Origin of the sequence: Streptomyces endocoffeicus (assembly GCF_016741935.1) — a bacterium.
In the GTDB taxonomy this organism is placed as follows: domain Bacteria; phylum Actinomycetota; class Actinomycetes; order Streptomycetales; family Streptomycetaceae; genus Streptomyces; species Streptomyces endocoffeicus.
This window is the reverse complement of the sequence record NZ_JAERRG010000066.1, coordinates 1-17,961: the sequence shown is the minus strand read 5'-3', so window position 1 is coordinate 17,961 and position 17,961 is coordinate 1. Positions and strand designations below refer to the sequence as shown.

15 protein-coding genes and 1 pseudogene are annotated in these 17,961 nt (G+C 69.9%); 9 read left to right on the top strand and 7 right to left on the bottom strand.

The window, feature by feature from the left end:
- Nucleotides 1-83 precede the first annotated feature (83 nt).
- The gene (locus JK364_RS52495) at nt 84-713 is read right to left on the bottom strand and encodes a malonic semialdehyde reductase (protein ID WP_201858571.1); all 630 of its coding nucleotides are present in this window, start codon (nt 711-713) and stop codon (nt 84-86) included.
- 218 nt (nt 714-931) lie between these two features.
- Between JK364_RS52495 and JK364_RS52490 the strand changes: the two genes are divergently transcribed.
- Nucleotides 932-1,894, top strand: a complete 963-nt coding sequence (locus tag JK364_RS52490) for a zinc-dependent alcohol dehydrogenase (protein ID WP_201858570.1) — start codon at nt 932-934, stop codon at nt 1,892-1,894.
- A gap of 97 nt (nt 1,895-1,991) precedes the next feature.
- Here JK364_RS52490 and JK364_RS52485 read toward each other — a convergent pair whose 3' ends face one another.
- Together JK364_RS52485 and JK364_RS52480 are read right to left on the bottom strand one after the other, a co-directional pair.
- Complete coding sequence (locus tag JK364_RS52485) at nt 1,992-3,599, bottom strand: hypothetical protein (protein WP_201858569.1); 1,608 nt, start codon at nt 3,597-3,599, stop codon at nt 1,992-1,994.
- Between the two features lie 35 nt (nt 3,600-3,634).
- A complete protein-coding gene (locus tag JK364_RS52480) occupies nt 3,635-5,461 on the bottom strand; it encodes a flavin-containing monooxygenase (protein ID WP_201858568.1) in 1,827 nt (608 codons plus the stop codon).
- A gap of 234 nt (nt 5,462-5,695) precedes the next feature.
- Between JK364_RS52480 and JK364_RS52475 the strand changes: the two genes are divergently transcribed.
- From JK364_RS52475 to JK364_RS52455, 5 genes are all read left to right on the top strand, one after another.
- Nucleotides 5,696-6,277: a TetR/AcrR family transcriptional regulator gene (locus JK364_RS52475; RefSeq protein WP_201858567.1), complete on the top strand. Its 582-nt coding sequence runs from the start codon at nt 5,696-5,698 to the stop codon at nt 6,275-6,277.
- A gap of 201 nt (nt 6,278-6,478) precedes the next feature.
- Nucleotides 6,479-7,207, top strand: coding sequence for a succinate dehydrogenase (locus JK364_RS52470; protein ID WP_223863572.1), 729 nt, complete (start codon nt 6,479-6,481; stop codon nt 7,205-7,207).
- Nucleotides 7,208-7,209: 2 nt separating this feature from the next.
- Complete coding sequence (locus tag JK364_RS52465; protein ID WP_201858566.1) at nt 7,210-9,186, top strand: fumarate reductase/succinate dehydrogenase flavoprotein subunit; 1,977 nt, start codon at nt 7,210-7,212, stop codon at nt 9,184-9,186.
- Entirely contained in the window at nt 9,183-9,929 is a 747-nt protein-coding gene (locus tag JK364_RS52460) for a succinate dehydrogenase/fumarate reductase iron-sulfur subunit (protein ID WP_201858565.1), read from the top strand. The genes JK364_RS52465 and JK364_RS52460 overlap by 4 nt, the downstream gene beginning before the upstream one ends.
- 206 nt (nt 9,930-10,135) lie before the next feature.
- Entirely contained in the window at nt 10,136-10,609 is a 474-nt protein-coding gene (locus JK364_RS52455; protein ID WP_201858564.1) for an SRPBCC domain-containing protein, read from the top strand.
- 69 nt (nt 10,610-10,678) lie between these two features.
- Here the strand turns inward: JK364_RS52455 and JK364_RS52450 are convergent, their stop codons facing one another.
- Nucleotides 10,679-11,191 carry a MarR family winged helix-turn-helix transcriptional regulator gene (locus JK364_RS52450; RefSeq protein ID WP_230993885.1) on the bottom strand — a complete coding sequence of 171 codons (513 nt, stop codon included), beginning with the start codon at nt 11,189-11,191 and terminating at the stop codon, nt 10,679-10,681.
- 153 nt (nt 11,192-11,344) lie between these two features.
- Between JK364_RS52450 and JK364_RS52445 the strand changes: the two genes are divergently transcribed.
- Nucleotides 11,345-12,547 carry an FAD-dependent monooxygenase gene (locus tag JK364_RS52445; protein WP_201858576.1) on the top strand — a complete coding sequence of 401 codons (1,203 nt, stop codon included), beginning with the start codon at nt 11,345-11,347 and terminating at the stop codon, nt 12,545-12,547.
- Nucleotides 12,548-12,566: 19 nt separating this feature from the next.
- Here JK364_RS52445 and JK364_RS52440 read toward each other — a convergent pair.
- A pseudogene (locus JK364_RS52440) lies at nt 12,567-13,628 on the bottom strand (pectate lyase family protein); the annotation flags it as partial.
- A gap of 392 nt (nt 13,629-14,020) precedes the next feature.
- Between JK364_RS52440 and JK364_RS52435 the strand changes: the two are divergent.
- Both JK364_RS52435 and JK364_RS52430 read left to right on the top strand, forming a co-directional pair.
- On the top strand, nt 14,021-15,604 hold the full coding sequence (locus JK364_RS52435; RefSeq protein ID WP_201858575.1) for a glycoside hydrolase family 43 protein: 1,584 nt from the start codon (nt 14,021-14,023) through the stop codon (nt 15,602-15,604).
- Between the two features lie 105 nt (nt 15,605-15,709).
- Nucleotides 15,710-16,105: a hypothetical protein gene (locus JK364_RS52430; protein WP_201858562.1), complete on the top strand. Its 396-nt coding sequence runs from the start codon at nt 15,710-15,712 to the stop codon at nt 16,103-16,105.
- A gap of 40 nt (nt 16,106-16,145) precedes the next feature.
- Here JK364_RS52430 and JK364_RS52425 read toward each other — a convergent pair whose 3' ends face one another.
- Together JK364_RS52425 and JK364_RS52420 are read right to left on the bottom strand one after the other, a co-directional pair.
- Nucleotides 16,146-17,000 (bottom strand): hypothetical protein, encoded by an 855-nt coding sequence (locus JK364_RS52425; protein WP_201858561.1) that lies wholly within the window; start codon nt 16,998-17,000, stop codon nt 16,146-16,148.
- A gap of 240 nt (nt 17,001-17,240) precedes the next feature.
- Nucleotides 17,241-17,961: class I SAM-dependent methyltransferase (locus tag JK364_RS52420; protein ID WP_201858560.1), on the bottom strand; the 721-nt coding region annotated here is incomplete at its 5' end.

Here is a 17,961-nt window from a genome sequence, read left to right as displayed (position 1 = left end):
GCGACGGGGATCAGGTCACCGCGGCTGAAGTGGCCTGATCCCATGGAGGTGGACGCCTCGCATCACTCCGCCGAGAGCCGAGATCAGACCAGCTGTACCGCCTGCTCGTACGAGGGGCGGGGAAGCCGGTCCCGGAAGGCTTCGGAGCTCGGGTAGCCGATGTTGACCAGCAGGAGCGACCGCCACCGGCCATCCGGGAAGAACTCCTTGTCCACCGCCTCGGCGTTGAATCCCTTCATCGGCCCGGCCGCCAGCCCCGCCGCGCGGACGGCCAGCACGAAGTAGCCCGCCTGGAGTACCGCATTGAAGTCCATGTGGGTCTCGCGCAGTTCCTGGTTGGCCTCCAGCATCTGCTGTAACTGCGGGTTGGACGGAGCGAGGAACGGCACATACTCCGGGTAACGGGTGTCCGCGGCCAGCACCGCGGTGACCGGGGCCGAGGCGGTCTGCTCCTGATTGGGCTGCGCCACGCCGGGCAGCAGCCGCTGCTTTCCTTCCTCGGTGCGTACGTACAGAATGCGCAACGGATTGATATTCGCCGACGTCGGGGCCCATTTGAACAGTTCGTAGATGGCCCGCAGACGGTCGTCGCCCACCGGCTTGTCGCTGAAGTCATAGGCCGTCTTGGCCTCGGTGAAGAGAAGTTTCCGCCCCTCGGGTGAGAGTGCGTACAGGGCCTGATCGATATCGAGGGCCAGGGTGCTGTCCGACATGGCCGTTCCAACTCCTTACTCGGATAGGGCGATTGCGCCCACAGCGTACGCGTACGAGGTGTGCGGTGGCCGGGGACTCGGTCAGGTGGGCCGGTGGCGGGCTGGTGGCGCGGGGCGGATGGCGTGGTCTACCGCCGAGCGGATCATGTGTGGCACGCTCTTGGCATGATGCCGACGGCGCGTCCCATCGGAAAGCGGGCGGTCCCTTGAGGGCCGCCGTGCTGACGGAGCCCGGCGCCCTGTCCGTGGTGTCCGTGCCCGAGCCGTCCTGTGGGCCGGGGGATGTGCTGATCCGTATGCGGGGCACGGGGCTGTGTGGCTCCGATCTCGCGGTGCACGCGGGGCGTCGGCGGCCACCGGGCCTGCCCTGGGTCCTGGGCCACGAGGGGGCGGGGCGAATCGTCGAACTGGGCCGCGAGGTCAGCGGTCTCCGCATCGGCCAGGACGTGGTCATCGAACCGGACTACTGCTGTCTGATGTGCGAACCCTGCCGCGCCGGACGGACGTCGGCCTGTGCGGGCCGGGCCGCCGTGGGACTGACCGTCCCCGGTCTGCTGAGTGACTACGTGGTCGCCCCGGCCGCGTTCGTGTGGCCGGTCGCCTCACATCTGCCGCTCGAAGACCTGGTCTGTGTGGAACCCGCGACGGTGGCACGGGCGGCGATGCGGCGCTCGGAGATCGCACCCGGACAGAGCTGCCTGGTGACCGGGGCCGGTTCCCAAGGGCTGCTGTTGTGCCAGGCGCTGGTCGGCCACGGGGTAACGGTGTTCGTCCAGGAGCCCAACAAGGCCCGGCTCGACCGCGCGTGTTCCCTGGGCGCGACGCCCCTGCCGGCGGACGTGGACGGGCTCCCCTGTCTCTTCGAGACCTCCGGAGCCCCCGGCGTGGTCGAGCAGGGGCTGCGACGGCTCGCCAAACACGGCACCGCCGTGCTGATCGGGATGAACACCGCCCCGCTCGGGGTCTCGCCCCGGGATCTGGTGGCGGGCCAGATCACTCTCATCGGCAGCATGATCTACGACCATCCGGTGGACTTCGCACAGACCGTCAGCGCCCTGGAGTCCCAGACCCCACCCCGGCTCGGTGCGGTGGTCAGCGACGGTTACCCCCTTGACGACGTCCAGGAGGCGTTCACCGCGGCGTACACCGCGCCGGGAAAGGTGTGGATCGACCTGTCCTGAGGCGCCGGAGCGGCGGGCGCCCGGCGGCGGGCGCGGCCGACGCTCTCACGCGAAGGAGGGAAAATCATCCGGAATGGGATCCTGGAGCCGTGGCGGCTCACTCGGCACGCGCGTCCAGACGCAGCACACTCCCCTCCCCGTTGGCCGATACGAGAAGGGCCCCGTCCGGTGCGACGGCGAGCCCCGCGAACTGGCGCGGGCGGCCGGGGACTCCGGGAATCGGCTCGGGTTCGGTGCGGGTGATCCCGGGCGGCAGGCCGACCGCCAGATCCTCGGCGTCAATCCTGCTCTCGCCCGTGGCGAGCGAGATCGCCCGCAGCCGCCGGTGCGCGACCTCCACCGTGAACAACTCGTCGCCGCGCACGGCCAGCCCCTGCGGTTCGCCGAGCCCGTCCGCGACGACCACCGCCTCGCCGTCCTCCAGCCTGAGCACCGCGCCGCGCCGGTCGTCGCTCACGTAGCAGCGCCCATGGCCGTCGAAGGCGACGTCCAGGGGGTGGCCGAGTCCCTCGGCGAGCACGCCGACCGCGTCGGTGTCATCGACGCGCAGGATGCGGCCGGCACCGGTCTCGGCGACCACGAGGGCGCCGTCCGGTGCGACGGCGATTCCGGTGGGCTGGTCCAGCCCGGTCGCGCGCACCCGCGTGGTCCGGTTCACGGGGTCGTGGGTGCGTACATCGCCGAGTTGTGAGGTGAGGTGCAGCAGGCCGTCGTCGGCGGTGACGTCGTGCACGGCGTACATCAGCTCATGGGTGACGACACCGGGCTCCTGCCCGTCATGGCCGGTGGCATCGGGACTCGCCAGACTGAAGTGGTCGGCCGCGTACACCGTGCCACCGAGGTCGACCGTGATGCCGAAGGGCCCGTCGAACCCCTGCGGAACCACCACCCGGGTCCGGCCGTCGGTGTGCACCTCCGCGATCCCGCCACTGGCGAAGCTGGACACGAACATGCGGTTCTCGTGGTCGAACGCGGCGTTGTCCAGGCCCACGATGCCGCTGGCGACGACCGACCGGGCCCCGGTGTTCAGATCGATGCGGGTCACCAGCCCGGCCCTGCCACGGGACAGGACGACGAGGACGCCACCCCGGTCGAACCGCACCGCGACGGGGTCGTCCACCTCCTCGGCCACCAGCTCTGGGATCCCTCCGTCGGGCGGAATCCGCCAGACCTGGTTGCGCATCATCTGCGGGTAGTACAGACAGCCGTCCGGGCCGAGTTGCATCGCGTTGCCCAGGGCCAGGCCGTCGGTCAGCACCGCCGGGTCGCCGCCGTCCGGGAACAGTTCCATCAGACGGCCGTTCATCTTCATCTCGTTGACGAAGAGGCGGTCGCCGACGCAGGTGATGCCGTTGGGCACCGACACCTGGTCGGAGACGAGCGTGTACTCGCCCTCGGAGCCGCGCCGCCACACCCGGCCGGGGGTCAGATCGGCGATGTACATCGAGCCGTCCGCCCCGAAGGCCAGATCGTCCGGGGCCTCCACCGGACCGTCGAGCGGCACCACCACCTCGATGTCACCCGAGACCGGGTCCACGGCGCTGATCTGCCCGGCGAGGAACTGTGCCACGTACAGCCGCCCGTCGGGGCCGAAGGTGACGCCGTTGGAACCCCACAGCCGGTTCGCCCGGGTGAGCCGTCGCACCTCCAGACGGTCGCTCGTGGCCTTCAGACGGCCGGTGTCGTCGAACCGGCTGGGCTGCATCGCTTCTCCTTCCGCACAAGTGGTACACATCGGTGTCAGACGACCAGGACGTCGTCCATGCCGCCCTCCGCGCGCCAGTGCCTGAGCAGTTCGTGGAAGGCGATCGGCCCGTCGCCGAAGGACTCGCTGCGCTCCCTCGGCTTGCCCTCGTTGTTGTAGTAGCCGGGGGTGCACTCGGCATGGAAGGCGTACAGGTCCGCCGCCTTCTCACGGATCGTGGCGCGCCACGACGTCTCGGCCTCGGCGGTCGGCTCGACATAGCGGGCCCCGCGCTTGCGCGCCTCCGCGAGCACCTCGGCGACATGAATGGCCTGCTCATCGAGGATGTGCACATAGTTGACGGAGCTGGCGTTCTGCAGCGGGCCGAGCTGGAAGAGGTTGGGGAAGCCGTGGCTGTAGAAGCCGTGCAGTGTCTTCGGGCCGCCGCTCCAGGCTTCGGTCAGGGCGACACCGCCCCTGCCGTGCACCGGGAGGAGTCCGGAGGTGACCCCGGAGACGCCGACCTCGAAGCCGGTGGCGAAGATGACGCAGTCGACCTCGTACTCGGTCCCGCCGACCACGACGGCCTGCTCGGTGATGCGCTCGACTCCCCCGTGGTCGGCCGTGTCCACCAGCGTGACATTGGGCCGGTTGAAGGTGTCCAGATAGGTGTCGCTGAACGTGGGGCGCTTGCACATATAGCGGTACCACGGCTTGAGCGCCTCGGCCGTCGCCGTGTTCTCGACGATGGAGTCCACTCGGTCGCGGATTCCATTCATCTTCTGGAAGTCGGCGAGCTCGTAGAGGCGTTCGCGCTCCTGGGGCGGGAGGTCCGCGTAGCTGTCGGTCGGGATGAGCTTCTGCTGCAGCCGCGCGGTGCTCGTCCAGCCGTCGTCCACCAGGTCCTCGCCCGCCTGGCCACCGGTGACGACGGCGAGGAAGTTGTCCCTGCGGCGCCGCTGCCAGCCGGGCGTGAGCGACGCGGCCCAGCCCTCGTCGGTGGGGCGGTTGCCGCGCACATCGACCGAGGACGGCGTGCGCTGGAACACATACAGCTGCTCGGCGTCCCGCCCCAGATGCGGCACGGCCTGGATGGCGGTCGCGCCGGTGCCGATGAGGGCCACGCGCTTGTCGGCCAGTTTGCGCAGACCGCCGCTCGCGTCGCCGCCGGTGTAGTCGTAGTCCCAGCGGCTCGTGTGGAACGTATGCCCCTGGAAGGTCTCGATCCCGGGGATGCCGGGGAGTTTGGCCCGGCTGAGTGTTCCGCTGGAGATGACCACATAGCGCGCCCGGATGCGGTCGTCCCGGTCGGTGTGCACGGTCCACTCCGACTCGGTGTCATCCCAGTGGAGTTCGGTCACCTGGGTCTGGAATCGGACATCGCGGTAGAGGCCGAAGTGGCGTCCGATCGCCCGCGCGTGCTGTCTGATCTCCTCACCGGGTGCGTAGCGCCACCGTGGTACGTAGCCGACCTCCTCGAGCAGGGGCATATAGACGTAGGACTCGATGTCGCACTGGACACCCGGATAGCGGTTCCAGTACCAGGTCCCGCCGAAGTCCCCGCCCTGCTCGATCACGCGGATGTCCCGCACACCCGCCTGCCGCAGGCGCGCACCGGCGAGCAGACCGCCGAATCCGCCCCCGATGATCAGCACCTCGACCCGGTCGTGCAGCGGCTCCCGGGTGAACCCCGGCTCCGCATAAGGGTCCTGGGCGTACGAGCCGAACTCCCCGGCCATGCGCCGGTATTGCTTGTTGCCGTCGGGGCGGATCCGGCGGTCGCGCTCGGTCCGGTACTTCGTCCGCAGGGCGTCCGGGTCGAATCCCAGCTCCTCGGTGTCCATGGAGGTGGTGGCGGTGGGCGGGCGGTGGGGGGTGGGCATAGGGGGTCCTCGGGCCTCTGGCGTCGGAAGGTGTGCGGGGCTCGGATGCCGACCGGAGCTCGGATCCCATCCGTGGTGGCGTTGACCGGTGGCTGATCGGTCGGCGACTGACCGGCCGCGGCTGACCGGCCGGCGGCTGATCGGCGGCGCGGGCTCAGCCTCACAGAAAACCTTCCTACTGCGCAAGATTGCCCAGCGGGAAAGAATCGGCCTTCTCCCGTATGCTCATCGGCGATGACTACCGGCCTGCGTGAGCGCAAGAAGGCGGCGACCCGCCAGTCACTGCACGACGCCGCCGTGCTCCTCGCCGCCGAGCACGGCGTCGAGAGCCTCACGGTGGAGGCCATCGCCGATGCCGCCACCGTCTCCCGGCGCACCTTCTCCAACTACTTCGCCAGCAAGGAGCAGGCGCTGCTGCACCACGACAGGGCGCGCACGGTCCGGCTGGTCGAGCTCATCCGCGCCCGCCCGGCGCGGGAATCCCTGGTGGCGGCGGTCATCGGCGCCGCCGAGCAGCACTGCTCCGAGTTCGCGGACGACCCGGAGCAGGAGGAGCGCTACCGGACCCTGCGCCTGCATCCGGCGCTGCTGCCCGAACTGGTCACCACCTACGCCGCCGCCGAACGCGATCTCGCCGTGGCCGTCGAGGAGCGCCTCCCCGTCGGGCCGGACACGCCCCTGCGGGCCCAGATCCTCGCCGCGACCCTCCTCGCCGCCTTCCGCGTCGTCGGGCAGACGGCTCTCGAGCGCCGCGAGCGCGACGTCGTGGACCTTCTCCGCCGGGCGCTCGCCATCACCCGCGAGGGCTTCCGCTGACCGGTTTCCCCTGCCCGCATGACCGGATTTCCCTGCGCGTGTGACCGAATTTCCCTGTCCGCGTGACCGGTTTTCCCTCCCCGCGCGGACGCCAACGTCAAGCGTGGCCGGATCTGAGCGGCCTTCGATAGGCATCACCTATCGAGATGATCAGAATCATATCTTGGTGCTTTTGACCCGCCGGGTTCTACCGTCGTGTTCATGGCATTGACAACGCGGCCGGAGCAGCGTCCGACGCGGGCGGAGCGGCGGCCGTCCATGGCGCTCAATTTCTGGCAATCGACCCTCGGCAAGAAGATCGTCATGGGCGTGACCGGTCTGATCATGATCGGCTACCTCTGCGCCCACCTGCTCGGGAACATGAAGATCTTCTTCGGCCCCGGGGAGTTCAACGCCTACGGACACTGGCTGCGTGTCATGGGAGCCCCCGTTCTGCACCATGAGTGGGGTCTGTGGATCGCCCGGATCGTCCTCCTGGCCGCGGTGATCCTGCATGCGGTGTCCGCCTACCAGCTGAGCCGGCGCGATATCAAGGCCCGCCCGCAGAAGTACGTCCACACCAAGCCACGCATGAGCTATGCCACCCGGACCATGCGCTGGGGCGGGGTGATCCTGGGCCTGTTCATCGTCTGGCACATCCTGGACCTCACCACCGGCACCACCCACTCCGGCGGATTCCAGGAGGGCCATCCGTACCAGAACGTGGTGGACACCTTCTCCACCTGGTACGGGAACGTGATCTACATCGTGGCGATGCTGGCCATGGGCATGCACGTCCGGCACGGCTTCTGGAGCGCCGCGCAGACCCTCGGCGCGGGCAACCACACCCGTGACCGCGCCCTCAAGGCCATCGCCAACGCCCTGGCCATCGTTCTCACCGCCGGGTTCATCTCCATACCCGTCGGTGTCATGACCGGAGTGGTGAGCTGACCATGACCGCGTACAGCGAGCACAACGAGTACAGCGAATACACCGAGTACACCGTCGGCGAGCCGGTCCAGGACGAGCGGGCCCCCTCCGGGCCGGTCAAGGAGCGCTGGGACACCCGCCGCTTCGAGGCCAAGCTGGTCAACCCCGCCAACCGCCGCAAGCACACCATCATCGTGGTGGGCACCGGGCTGGCCGGTGGCGCCGCCGGCGCCACCCTGGCCGAGCAGGGCTACCACGTGGTCCAGTTCTGCTACCAGGACTCACCGCGCCGGGCCCACTCCATCGCCGCCCAGGGCGGGATCAACGCGGCGAAGAACTACCGCAACGACGGCGACTCGATCCACCGGCTGTTCTACGACACCGTCAAGGGCGGCGACTTCCGCGCCCGCGAGTCCAATGTCCACCGCCTGGCGCAGATCTCGGTGGAGATCATCGACCAGTGCGTGGCCCAGGGCGTGCCCTTCGCCCGGGAGTACGGCGGCCTGCTGGACACCCGCTCCTTCGGCGGTGTGCAGGTCTCCCGCACCTTCTACGCCCGCGGCCAGACGGGCCAGCAGCTGCTGCTCGGCGCCTACCAGGCGCTGTCCCGCCAGATCGCGGCGGGCAATGTGGAGATGCACGCCCGCACCGAGATGCTGGATCTGATCGTGGTCGACGGGCGGGCGCGTGGCATCGTCGCCCGCGATCTGGTGACCGGCCGGATCTCCACGTACTTCGCCGACGCGGTGGTGCTGGCCAGCGGCGGCTACGGCAACGTCTTCTATCTGTCGACGAACGCCATGAACTCCAACGCGACCGCCATCTGGCGGGCGCACCGGCGCGGCGCGTACTTCGCCAACCCCTGCTTCACCCAGATCCACCCGACCTGCATCCCGCGCTCCGGGGACCACCAGTCCAAGCTGACCCTGATGAGCGAGTCGCTGCGCAACGACGGCCGGATCTGGGTGCCCAAGGCGAAGGGCGACACCCGTCCGCCCGCCGAGATCCCCGAGGACGAGCGCGACTACTACCTGGAGCGGATCTATCCGTCGTTCGGCAATCTGGTGCCGCGTGACATCGCCTCCCGCGCCGCGAAGAACGTCTGCGACGAGGGCCGTGGGGTCGGCCCCGGTGGCCAGGGCGTGTATCTGGACTTCGCCGACGCCATCGCCCGGATGGGGCGCAAGGCGGTCGAGGAGAAGTACGGCAACCTCTTCGACATGTACGAGCGGATCACGGCGGAGAACCCGTACGAGGTCCCGATGCGCATCTACCCCGCGATCCATTACACGATGGGTGGGCTGTGGGTCGACTACGACCTGCAGACCACCGTGCCGGGGCTGTTCGCGATCGGCGAGGCCAACTTCTCCGACCACGGTGCCAACCGGCTCGGTGCCTCCGCGCTGATGCAGGGCCTGGCCGACGGCTACTTCGTCCTGCCGTCGACCATCAACGACTATCTGGCCCGCAACCCGCACAAGGACGAGGTCGGCGCCTCGCACCCGGCGGCCGTCGAGGCGGTGCGGGAGACCGAGGACCGGCTGGCCAGGCTGCTGGCCGTGGACGGCGACCGCACCCCCGACTCCTTCCACCGCGAGATCGGCGAGCTGGTCTGGGAGTTCTGCGGCATGGCCCGCACCGACGAGGGGCTGCGCAAGGCGCTGGACCGCATCCCGCAGATCCGCGAGGAGTTCTGGCGGCGGCTGAAGGTGCCGGGCACCGGCGAGGAGTTCAACCAGTCGCTGGAGAAGGCCAACCGGATCGTGGACTATCTGGAGCTGGCCGAGCTGATGTGCCTGGACGCCCTGCACCGGGCCGAGTCCTGCGGTGGCCACTTCCGCGAGGAGTCCCAGACCCCCGACGGTGAGGCCGCCCGCGTGGACGAGGAGTTCTCCTACGCCGCGGCCTGGGAGTTCACCGACACCGGCGCCGCCCCCGTGCTCCACAAGGAGCAGCTGACCTTCGACTACGTCCACCCCACTCAGCGGAGCTACGCATGAAGCTCACCCTGCGCGTCTGGCGCCAGCAGAACCCCGACACCCCCGGTGCCATGGCCACCTACGAGCTCGACGGCGTCTCCCAGGACATGTCCTTCCTGGAGATGCTCGACGTCCTCAACGAGGAGCTCATCGTCAAGGGCGAGGAGCCGGTGGCCTTCGACCACGACTGCCGTGAGGGCATCTGCGGTGCGTGCAGCCTGGTGATCAACGGTGACGCCCACGGTCCGGAGCGCACCACCACCTGCCAGCTCCATATGCGGTCCTTCCAGGACGGCGACACCATCGACATCGAACCGTGGCGCGCCTCCGCCTTCCCGGTCATCAAGGACCTGGTGGTGGACCGCTCCGCGTTCGACCGGGTGATCCAGGCCGGTGGCTACATCACCGCACCGACCGGGGCCGCGCCGGAGGCGCACGCCGCTCCGGTGCCCAAGGCGGACGCGGACTACGCGTTCGAGCACGCCGAGTGCATCGGCTGCGGCGCCTGCGTGGCGGCCTGCCCCAACGGCGCGGCGATGCTGTTCACCTCGGCCAAGGTCAACCATCTCAATGTGCTGCCCCAGGGCTCTCCGGAGCGGGAGACCCGGGTGCTGGACATGGTGGCCCAGATGGACGCCGAGGGCTTCGGCGGCTGCACCCTCACCGGTGAGTGCGCCACGGCCTGCCCCAAGGGCATCCCGCTGTTCTCCATCACCGCGATGAACAAGGAGTGGCTGCGGGCGACCCGCAAGGTCAAGCGCTGACCCGCAAGGTCAAACGCTGACCCACGAGGTCAAACGCTGACCCCACTCCCCCAGAACGGCACCCCTCGACAACGCTCCGTGGATGGGGTGTCCTGGCGGCGGAGGTCTTTCCGGACGCTAGACCTCCGCCGCCGCCCGCACATCCGGGGCGGTGGCTCCGGTGCCATCGGATCACATACCCGCCACCGGGCCGCTAGGTTGAGCGCATGTACACCATGCGACTCTCCCGGCGGGTGAACGCTCCGCGCCCCGCCGTCTACCGGGCGCTTCTCGACGCGAGCGCCGTAGCGGCCTGGCGGGTGCCCGAGGGCATGACCAGCCGGGTGCATGAGTTCGACCCCCGCGAAGGGGGCACCTTCCGTATCTCCCTCGTCTACGACGACCCGGCGAGCACCGGCAAGTCGGGCGGCCACACGGACACCTACCACGGCCGCTTCGCCCGGCTGGTGCCGGATGAGCAGGTGGTCGAGGTGCTCGAGTTCGAGACCGCGGACTCCGCCCTGCGCTCCACGATGACGATGACGACCACGCTCACCGACGCGGAGGGCGGCGGCACGGACGTCCACCTCCTGCACGAGGGGATCCCCGACGCCGTACCGGCCGCCGACAACGAGCTGGGGCAGCGCATGGCCCTGGACAAGCTGGCCGGGCTCGTCGAGGCGGGCGGGGCACCTCGCTGAGCGAGCGGGCGAGCGGGCGAACGGGCGACCACCACCGCTCCCCGCCCCGTACGGTCGATCGGTGTCCGCTCATACGGCCCGATCGTCGCCGAAGGAGTCCAGATGGGCGGTGAGGTCGTCGACGAAGCGCACGAGCAGGCGGCCGAAGACCTCGCGGTCATGGGGGCTCCAGCCGGCGAGGGCGTCGCTGAACCATCCGAGGACGGTCCGCATATAGCGGTCGGTCGCGGCGGCTCCCTCGGCGGTCGGCTCGATGAGCCGGGCGCGCTGATCGTCCGGATCGGTGACCCGGCGGACCAGCCCCCGCCGCGCCAACTCGTTGATCTGCCGGGTGACATGGGGCCCGACGACCTGCATCCGCGCGGCGATCTCCCCCACGCGCAGTGGGGTGCCCGCCATATGCAGGACGACCAGCACCGACATCGCGGGGCGGTCCACGGACATACCGGCGGCCTCCATGGCGCGCTCGGTCACCCGGCCCCGGTTCACGGCGCCGCTGAGCTGCGTCAGACGGGGCAGCATGGCCAGCAGGTCGTGTTCACCGTCGCCGTACTGCCCGGCCTCCGGTCCCTCGGCGGTCATGCTCGGCCTCCACATCTACCTAAGTTAGGTATATAGTCTTCTCATCGACCCCGCGCCTCCGGGGTTTTTCACGCCATGAAAAAGGATACCTGAGTTAGGTATACGACTGGGCCCTCCCCTCAGGAGGGCCGGAGAGGAGCGCCCATGGGCGCCATGAACATCACGCCGCGGCGTACGGTCCTGGTCTCCGGCGCCAGCATCGCCGGTCCCGCGCTGGCCTACTGGCTCCGCCGGTACGGCTTCGCGGTCACCCTCGTCGAGAAGGCCGCCGCACTGCGCGGTGGCGGCTACCCCATCGACATCCGCGGCACCGCGGTCGAGGTCGTCCGGCGGATGGGGGTGCTCCCCCGGCTCCGGGACGCCCACGTCGGCATCCGCCGGATCTCCTTCCTCGACGAGCGGGGCGATCCGATAGCCGCCATCCGGCCCGAGGCCATCTCCGGCGGCCAGGAAGGCCATGACCTCGAAATCCCGCGCGGAGAGCTGGCCGAGATCCTCTACGGCGCGATCCGCGACGACGTCGAGATCCTCTTCAACGACTCCATCGCCACCCTCCACGACCACGACGGCGGGGTGGACGTGACCTTCCGCGGCGGCGCCCGGCGCACCTTCGACCTGGTCATCGGCGCCGATGGCATCCACTCGCACACCAGGAGCCTGGCCTTCGGCCCCGAGGAGGGCTACCACCGCTACCTCGACCACTGCTTCGCCGGATTCACCATGCCCAATCACCTGGGGCTCGCGCACGAGGGGCGCACCTGGAACGTCCCGGGCCGGACCGCCGTCCTCTACGCACCCCGCGACGACGACCGGGTGCACGCCTTCCTCAGCTTCCTGCGCCCCGAACCGCCCTTCGACGCCTTCCGCGACCCCGCCGCCCAGCGCGACCTCGTGGCCGGGGTGTTCTCCGGATACGGATGGGAGGTCCCGCGCATGGTCGCCGCCATGCGCGACAGCGACGACCTCTTCTTCGACGTGGTCAGCCAGATCCATATGCCACGGTGGTCCACGGGCCGGGTCGCGCTGGTCGGCGACGCCGCCTACGCGCCGTCGTTCTTCTCCGGCCAGGGCTCGAGTCTGGCGCTGGTCGGCGCGTATGTCCTCGCGGGTGAACTGGCCGCACACGCCCACCACGACGACGCCTTCGCCGGGTACGAGCGCACCCTGCGATCGTTCGTGGAGATGAACCAGGCCCTCGCCGGCGAAGGAAGCGCCAGTGTCTCCCCTCGCACCGCCGAGGACCTGGCCCGGCGCAACAAGGCGCTGCGCGAGCCGTCCGCCGTGCTCAACAGCGCCGGCCGGGACGCGCATTCGGCACTGGCCCTCCCCGGCTACGACGGCTCCGACACCCCGTGAGGACGGCGCCGCGTCAGCCGGTGGCGCCGATGGCCGTGGTGGGGCCCGAGCCGGAGCTCACGATGGACGGCACCCGGTCGGCGGGGTCGAGGGAGTAGGAGTAGTACGCCTTCGGGTCGAACGCGGTGCCGCCGCTCTCGTTGCGGCCGGAGGTGTTGACGAAGACGTTGCCGCGCTGGACCAGGGTGGCGGTGCCGTCCTTGATGACGGGGTTCTTGAAGCCCTGGAAGTAGCTGTTCTCCAGCACCATCCTGGTGTTCCCCCGGGCGTAGTTGCCGTAGGAGGAGTTGATGTCCGTGCCGGGGTCGTCCTGTAGGTAGTTGTTGTACAGATGTGCGTGGGCGATGTTGTCGGCGGACGGGTTGCGCTGCTCGCTCTCGCGGAACCAGTTGTGGTGGATCGTGATGTCGGCCGTGGTGTTCTCCGTCCAGCCGATCCCGAAGCTCTTGTTGTTCTGCTGCAGCCGGTTCCAGGACACCGTGAGATAGGTGGTGTCCTTACGGCTGTCGATCAGCCCGTCGGCCATATGCCGCAGATCGTTGTGATCGATCCACACATGGTGGGCGCCGTCCAACTGGATGGCGTCCCAGTCGTGCTCCTTGTCGTTCCACGTGCCCTCGTAGGAGTCACGGATCGTCAGATTCCTGAGGATGACGTTGTGCACGCCCTGGCCCAGGAAGAAGCCACCGCCCACGATCTGGCCCGACGTGCCCGAGCCCACGATCGTCTTGTCCGAGGCGACCTTGATCTCCTTGCCCTTGGGGTCCATGGTGATCGCCGCGGCCACGACGATGACGTACGGCTCGGGCGCGGTCGCGTACTTCTCGAGATCGGCCAGCGTGCGCACGGTGACCGTACGGCCGTCCCGGCCCCCGTACGTACCGTTCTGCCCCAGCGCGTTGACCGACGCGAAACCGTCGGCGACATCGGCCTTCCAGGACGCGGCGGCCGGTCCCCGCCCGCCCTCGGCGAACGCTCCCTGCCCCGGCAGGGCGACCGCACCGGCCAAGGCCAGAGCTCCGACGGCCACCCCGAGCACACGGCGCCTGCCGCGCCCCACCCCTCGACGTTCGGCTTCCATGGCCCCTCACTCCCACTGCTCGACGACTCCTGCCGTGCGACTGTCGCCACCGCGCACCAGGAGGTTGCCGGGGCGGGCGAATCGTCCTGTGGCGGATTCCGACCCCGTCTTGCCCGCACCACGACGCGCTGACAGACTCCGGCGGCAAGCGCTTACCGACGGACGCACCACACCCATGAGTCGCCCCGGAGGGAACAGTGAGCGAACACGGTCGCAGGCAGGTGTTACGGACCGGCCTCGGCGCCGTCGCCGGATCGACGGTGCTCGGCGCCATCGGCGGCGCCACCCCGGCTTCGGCAACACCACGGCCCGACGGGCCACTTGGGGCAGATGGCACGGTGACCCGCGGCGAGCCGGAGTCGGCCCGGGCGGACCTGCCGTGGGTGGCCGATCTGGGCGACGGGCGCTATCAGAACCCGGTGCTCAACGCCGACTGGTCCGACCCCGACGCGATCCGGGTGGGCCCGTACTTCTATCTGGTGGCCTCCACCTTCAACCGCGTTCCCGGACTGCCCGTGCTGCGGTCGGTCGACCTGGTCAACTGGACCGTCATCGGACATGCCCTGACCGAGTTGCTGCCCGAGGACCACTTCAGCGAGCCCAGGCACGGCGAGGGGGTGTGGGCCCCGGCCCTGCGCCACCACGACGGCAAGTTCTGGATCTTCTACCCCGATCCCGACTTCGGGATCTTCATGGTGACCGCCACCGACCCACGAGGGCCCTGGAGCACACCGCACCCGGTCAAACCGGGCAAGGGGCTGATCGATCCGTGTCCGCTGTGGGACGACGACGGGCAGGCGTATCTGGTCCACGCGTGGGCGAAGAGCCGCAGCGGCATCAACAACCGGCTCACCCTGCACCGCATGAGCCCGGACGGAACCGCTCTGCTCGACGAGGGCCGGATCGTGATCAACGGCGATGACCTCCCCGGCTACACCACACTCGAGGGCCCGAAGCTCTACAAGCGGGACGGCTGGTACTGGATCTTCGCTCCGGCCGGAGGCGTCACCAACGGCTGGCAGTCGGCGTTCCGCTCCCGCTCCATCTGGGGCCCGTACGAGGACCGCATCGTCCTCGCCCAGGGCGACACCCCCGTCAATGGGCCGCACCAGGGCGCATGGGTGGCCACCGAGAGCGGCGAGGACTGGTTCCTGCACTTCCAGGACCGCGGGCCCTACGGACGGGTGGTGCACCTCCAGCCGATGCGGTGGCGTACGGATGGCTGGCCGGTGATGGGCACCGACGGCGGCGGCGGCCGGGGCGCGCCGGTGCTGGTGCACACCAAACCGCGGGTCAACGGGCGGACGGAGGTGACCGCGCCGGCCACCGGCGACGACTTCACCGGGGCGACGCTGGGGAAACAGTGGATGTGGCAGGCGAACGCCGATCCGGCGTGGTGGTCGCTGCGCCGCTTCCCGAGCCGGCTCGCGCTGGTCTGCCGGCCGAGTCCGGTCGCCCATGACCTCCGGCTGCTGCCCAATGTGCTGGGCCAGCGGCTGCCCGCCGAGTCGTTCACCGCGACGACTTCGATGAAACTGTCCACCGCGACGGCGGGGTCCCGGGCCGGGCTGGTGGTCCTGGGTGAGACCTACGCCTGGGTGGGCCTGCGCCACGACGGTGACCGGATCGTCCTCGTATGCCGCACCGCGGCCCAGGACGCCGCCGAGGTGGACGCCGTCACGCCGGTGCCGTTGGGGAGGGGGCGTTCGGGCGTACGGCTGCGCGTGAGTGTGCGGCCGGGGGCGGTGTGCCAGTTCGCGGCCGATGTGGACGGGCGGGGATTCACCCCGCTCGGGGCGCCGTTCCCGGCGACGGCGGGGAAGTGGATCGGGGCGACGCTGGGGCTCTTCGCCACCGGTCCGGCGACCGACGGCACGGGTGGCGTGGCGACCGGCAGCACGGGCGGCGTGGCGACCGGCGGCACGGGCGGTGCGGCGGAGTTCGACTGGTTCCGGGTGGGTCCGATTTCCTCGTAGATGGCCGTTGACGGGCGCTTCGGGACCAGTCCCCGCGGATTGTGGTGCCCTGTCTGCCGGAAGGGGCGCCCGGAAGGGCGCCCCACGGAAGCCGGGAGGAACACCATGCACCACCGCATCGCCGCCACGGCAGCCATGTCCGCGGCTCTCGTCGCCGTACTCGCCAGTGCGCCCACCGCGTCGGCCGAGCCCAGTCCGCCCAACTGCCCCTCAGGGAACGTCTGCGTGTTCGACAGCAACACGACCACCGACGGTCCGGCCGTGATCAAGACCGCCGGCGACTGGCGGGGCTCCCACCAGACCAGCATCGTCGGCAGCACCATCTTCAACAACGGCACCCGTCAGCCGGGCCACGATCACATCCAGGCCACCTGGGTCTCCAACGGTCGGTTGTACGACAGGTGCCTCCACTTCAACCCCGGCCCCGGCGACTACAAGTTGATCATCGGTGACCACGCCACCATCACCAGTCTCACCTGGCGCGGCGAATGCGATTTCTGAGCGGGCCGACCTCCCCTGCCCGCCAGGGCAGGGGAAGCGCTCAGAGGCCGTAGCGGTTCTTCAGGTGGCGCCAGAAGTCACGGAGCATCCACTTGTCGAACTCCGTGATCTGCGTGGCGCTTCCCGCATTCATCAGGAAGCAGCACTGGCCGGTCGGGGTCCAGTCGTAGAAGTCGTCGAGGCCGAAGGTGTGGCCGACTTCATGCAGGTAGATGTGGATGTTCTCCTGGTTCAGCGCACCGGTGAAGTACTCCTGTCCCACGCGCTGGCCCCAGTCCCCGCCGGCCCCGCCCTGGAAGCCCTTGGTCAGCCACAGCGACTGGTCGTAGTGGCGGGCCGCACCGCCGGGGCAGCGCGAGTAGTTGCCGTCCTGGTGGAAGAAGCGGCCGCAGTCGGGGGAACACTGCGGGGCGCCACCGCCGTCGAGGTTCCCGGCGTAGATGTCGACCGAGTTGTCGGTCCACTGGAGTGTCGAGCGGTTCTTCACCGCCCAGCCGACGATGTTGACCGGGACGTTGGTGTACGGCCAGGCGTTGTGCCCCTTGCCGTTCTCCACCATGGCCGCCATCCACTTGGCGAACTGCTTCTTCAGCGCGGCGTGGATCTGGTCGCGCAGCGCGGCGCTGACCGGGGCGTCGGACTCCCAGCGGACGCAGTAGTTGACGCTTCCCCTGTTGGCCATGACCTGGTCCCAGCCGTAGTTGCGGAAGCCGTAGAGGTCCGGATAGGTCGACTCGACGTGGTTCCACACCTCGCCCAGCGGCTGTACGAGGTTCGCGGGCGGGTTCCAGTCGTCGGCGACCCGCGACGGGGCGGCCGTCGCGACACCGGGCGCGGCGACCAGCGCGGCCAAGGCGGCCAGCACGGTGGCCAGGCGCGCGAGGAATGAGCGCACTGTGAACTCCCTTGAGTAGCTGACAGGTTGTCAGCCTCAGGTCGCCGCCACGGCCGCTTCGGTTGCCGTCGTGTGTGGCCCTCGGGGAGTACCGGAACGGGCCTGAGCGGTGAGCGCGGCGGCCATGAACGACGCGACCGGCGGCCGGCGGTCCTGCTCGGCCTGATCGTCGCGCCGGGCAACGGCTCCCGCACGGCCTGAACGTCATGCCGGGCAACGGCTCCGTGGCGTGCGGCCCGCTCACACCGGCCGGGTGGCCACCACCAGCCGGCAGCGCGGGCTGCCGTCCGCCCGGCGGCCGAGGTCCTCCAGCGGACGCAGCTCGACCTCGAACCCGGCCCCGATCAGCTCCTGCCGCACATCCCCGAGCCGGAAGGTCCGGTAGTACATCACAAACCGCGGCCGCCACACCGCGTTCCGCACCCGCATCGCGGTGTCGAACGCCAGGAGCGACCAGTAGGGCCGGGACCCCGGGCGGGCCGGTGCCACGATCGGGAAGGCGAACCGGCCGCCCGGGCGGAGCACGGAGTGGACCTGGGCGAAGAGCCCGGGCCGCTCGCGCGGCAGGAAGTGGCCGAACGCCCCGAAACTCACCGCCAGGTCGAAGACCGGCCCGAACGGGAGGGCGCGCGCGTCGGCGCGTACCCAGTCCGTGCGCGGGGCGTCCGGCACCGTCCGCGTACAATCCCGGCCCACGGCCAGCATGCCCGCGCTGAAGTCGACGCCGGTGATCCGCTCCCGGCACACCTGGCGCAGCACGCCCATGCCCGCGCCAGTCCCGCAGCACACGTCGAGGCCGCTGTCGAACGGCCCGAGCGGGCGCAGGGCGCCGGTCACGGAGTCCAGCACCGAGGCCGACGTCCGGTACGCGGTGTGGTCGAACTTCGGGGACAGCAGATCGTAGCCGCGCTCGACGGAGGACAGCGCCTGGACGACGAGTTCACGGAAGGTGGGGCCCTGG

Bases quoted from the DNA above. Each gene is read 5' to 3' on its own strand.
- JK364_RS52495 (WP_201858571.1), bottom strand. From the start codon at position 713: ATGTCGGACAGCACCCTGGCCCTCGATATCGATCAGGCCCTGTACGCA.
- JK364_RS52485 (WP_201858569.1), bottom strand. From the start codon at position 3,599: ATGCAGCCCAGCCGGTTCGACGACACCGGCCGTCTGAAGGCCACGAGC.
- JK364_RS52480 (WP_201858568.1), bottom strand. From the start codon at position 5,461: ATGCCCACCCCCCACCGCCCGCCCACCGCCACCACCTCCATGGACACC.
- JK364_RS52475 (WP_201858567.1), top strand. From the start codon at position 5,696: ATGACTACCGGCCTGCGTGAGCGCAAGAAGGCGGCGACCCGCCAGTCA.
- JK364_RS52470 (WP_223863572.1), top strand. From the start codon at position 6,479: ATGGCATTGACAACGCGGCCGGAGCAGCGTCCGACGCGGGCGGAGCGG.
- JK364_RS52465 (WP_201858566.1), top strand. From the start codon at position 7,210: ATGACCGCGTACAGCGAGCACAACGAGTACAGCGAATACACCGAGTAC.
- JK364_RS52460 (WP_201858565.1), top strand. From the start codon at position 9,183: ATGAAGCTCACCCTGCGCGTCTGGCGCCAGCAGAACCCCGACACCCCC.
- JK364_RS52455 (WP_201858564.1), top strand. From the start codon at position 10,136: ATGTACACCATGCGACTCTCCCGGCGGGTGAACGCTCCGCGCCCCGCC.
- JK364_RS52450 (WP_230993885.1), bottom strand. From the start codon at position 11,191: ATGACCGCCGAGGGACCGGAGGCCGGGCAGTACGGCGACGGTGAACAC.
- JK364_RS52445 (WP_201858576.1), top strand. From the start codon at position 11,345: ATGAACATCACGCCGCGGCGTACGGTCCTGGTCTCCGGCGCCAGCATC.
- JK364_RS52430 (WP_201858562.1), top strand. From the start codon at position 15,710: ATGCACCACCGCATCGCCGCCACGGCAGCCATGTCCGCGGCTCTCGTC.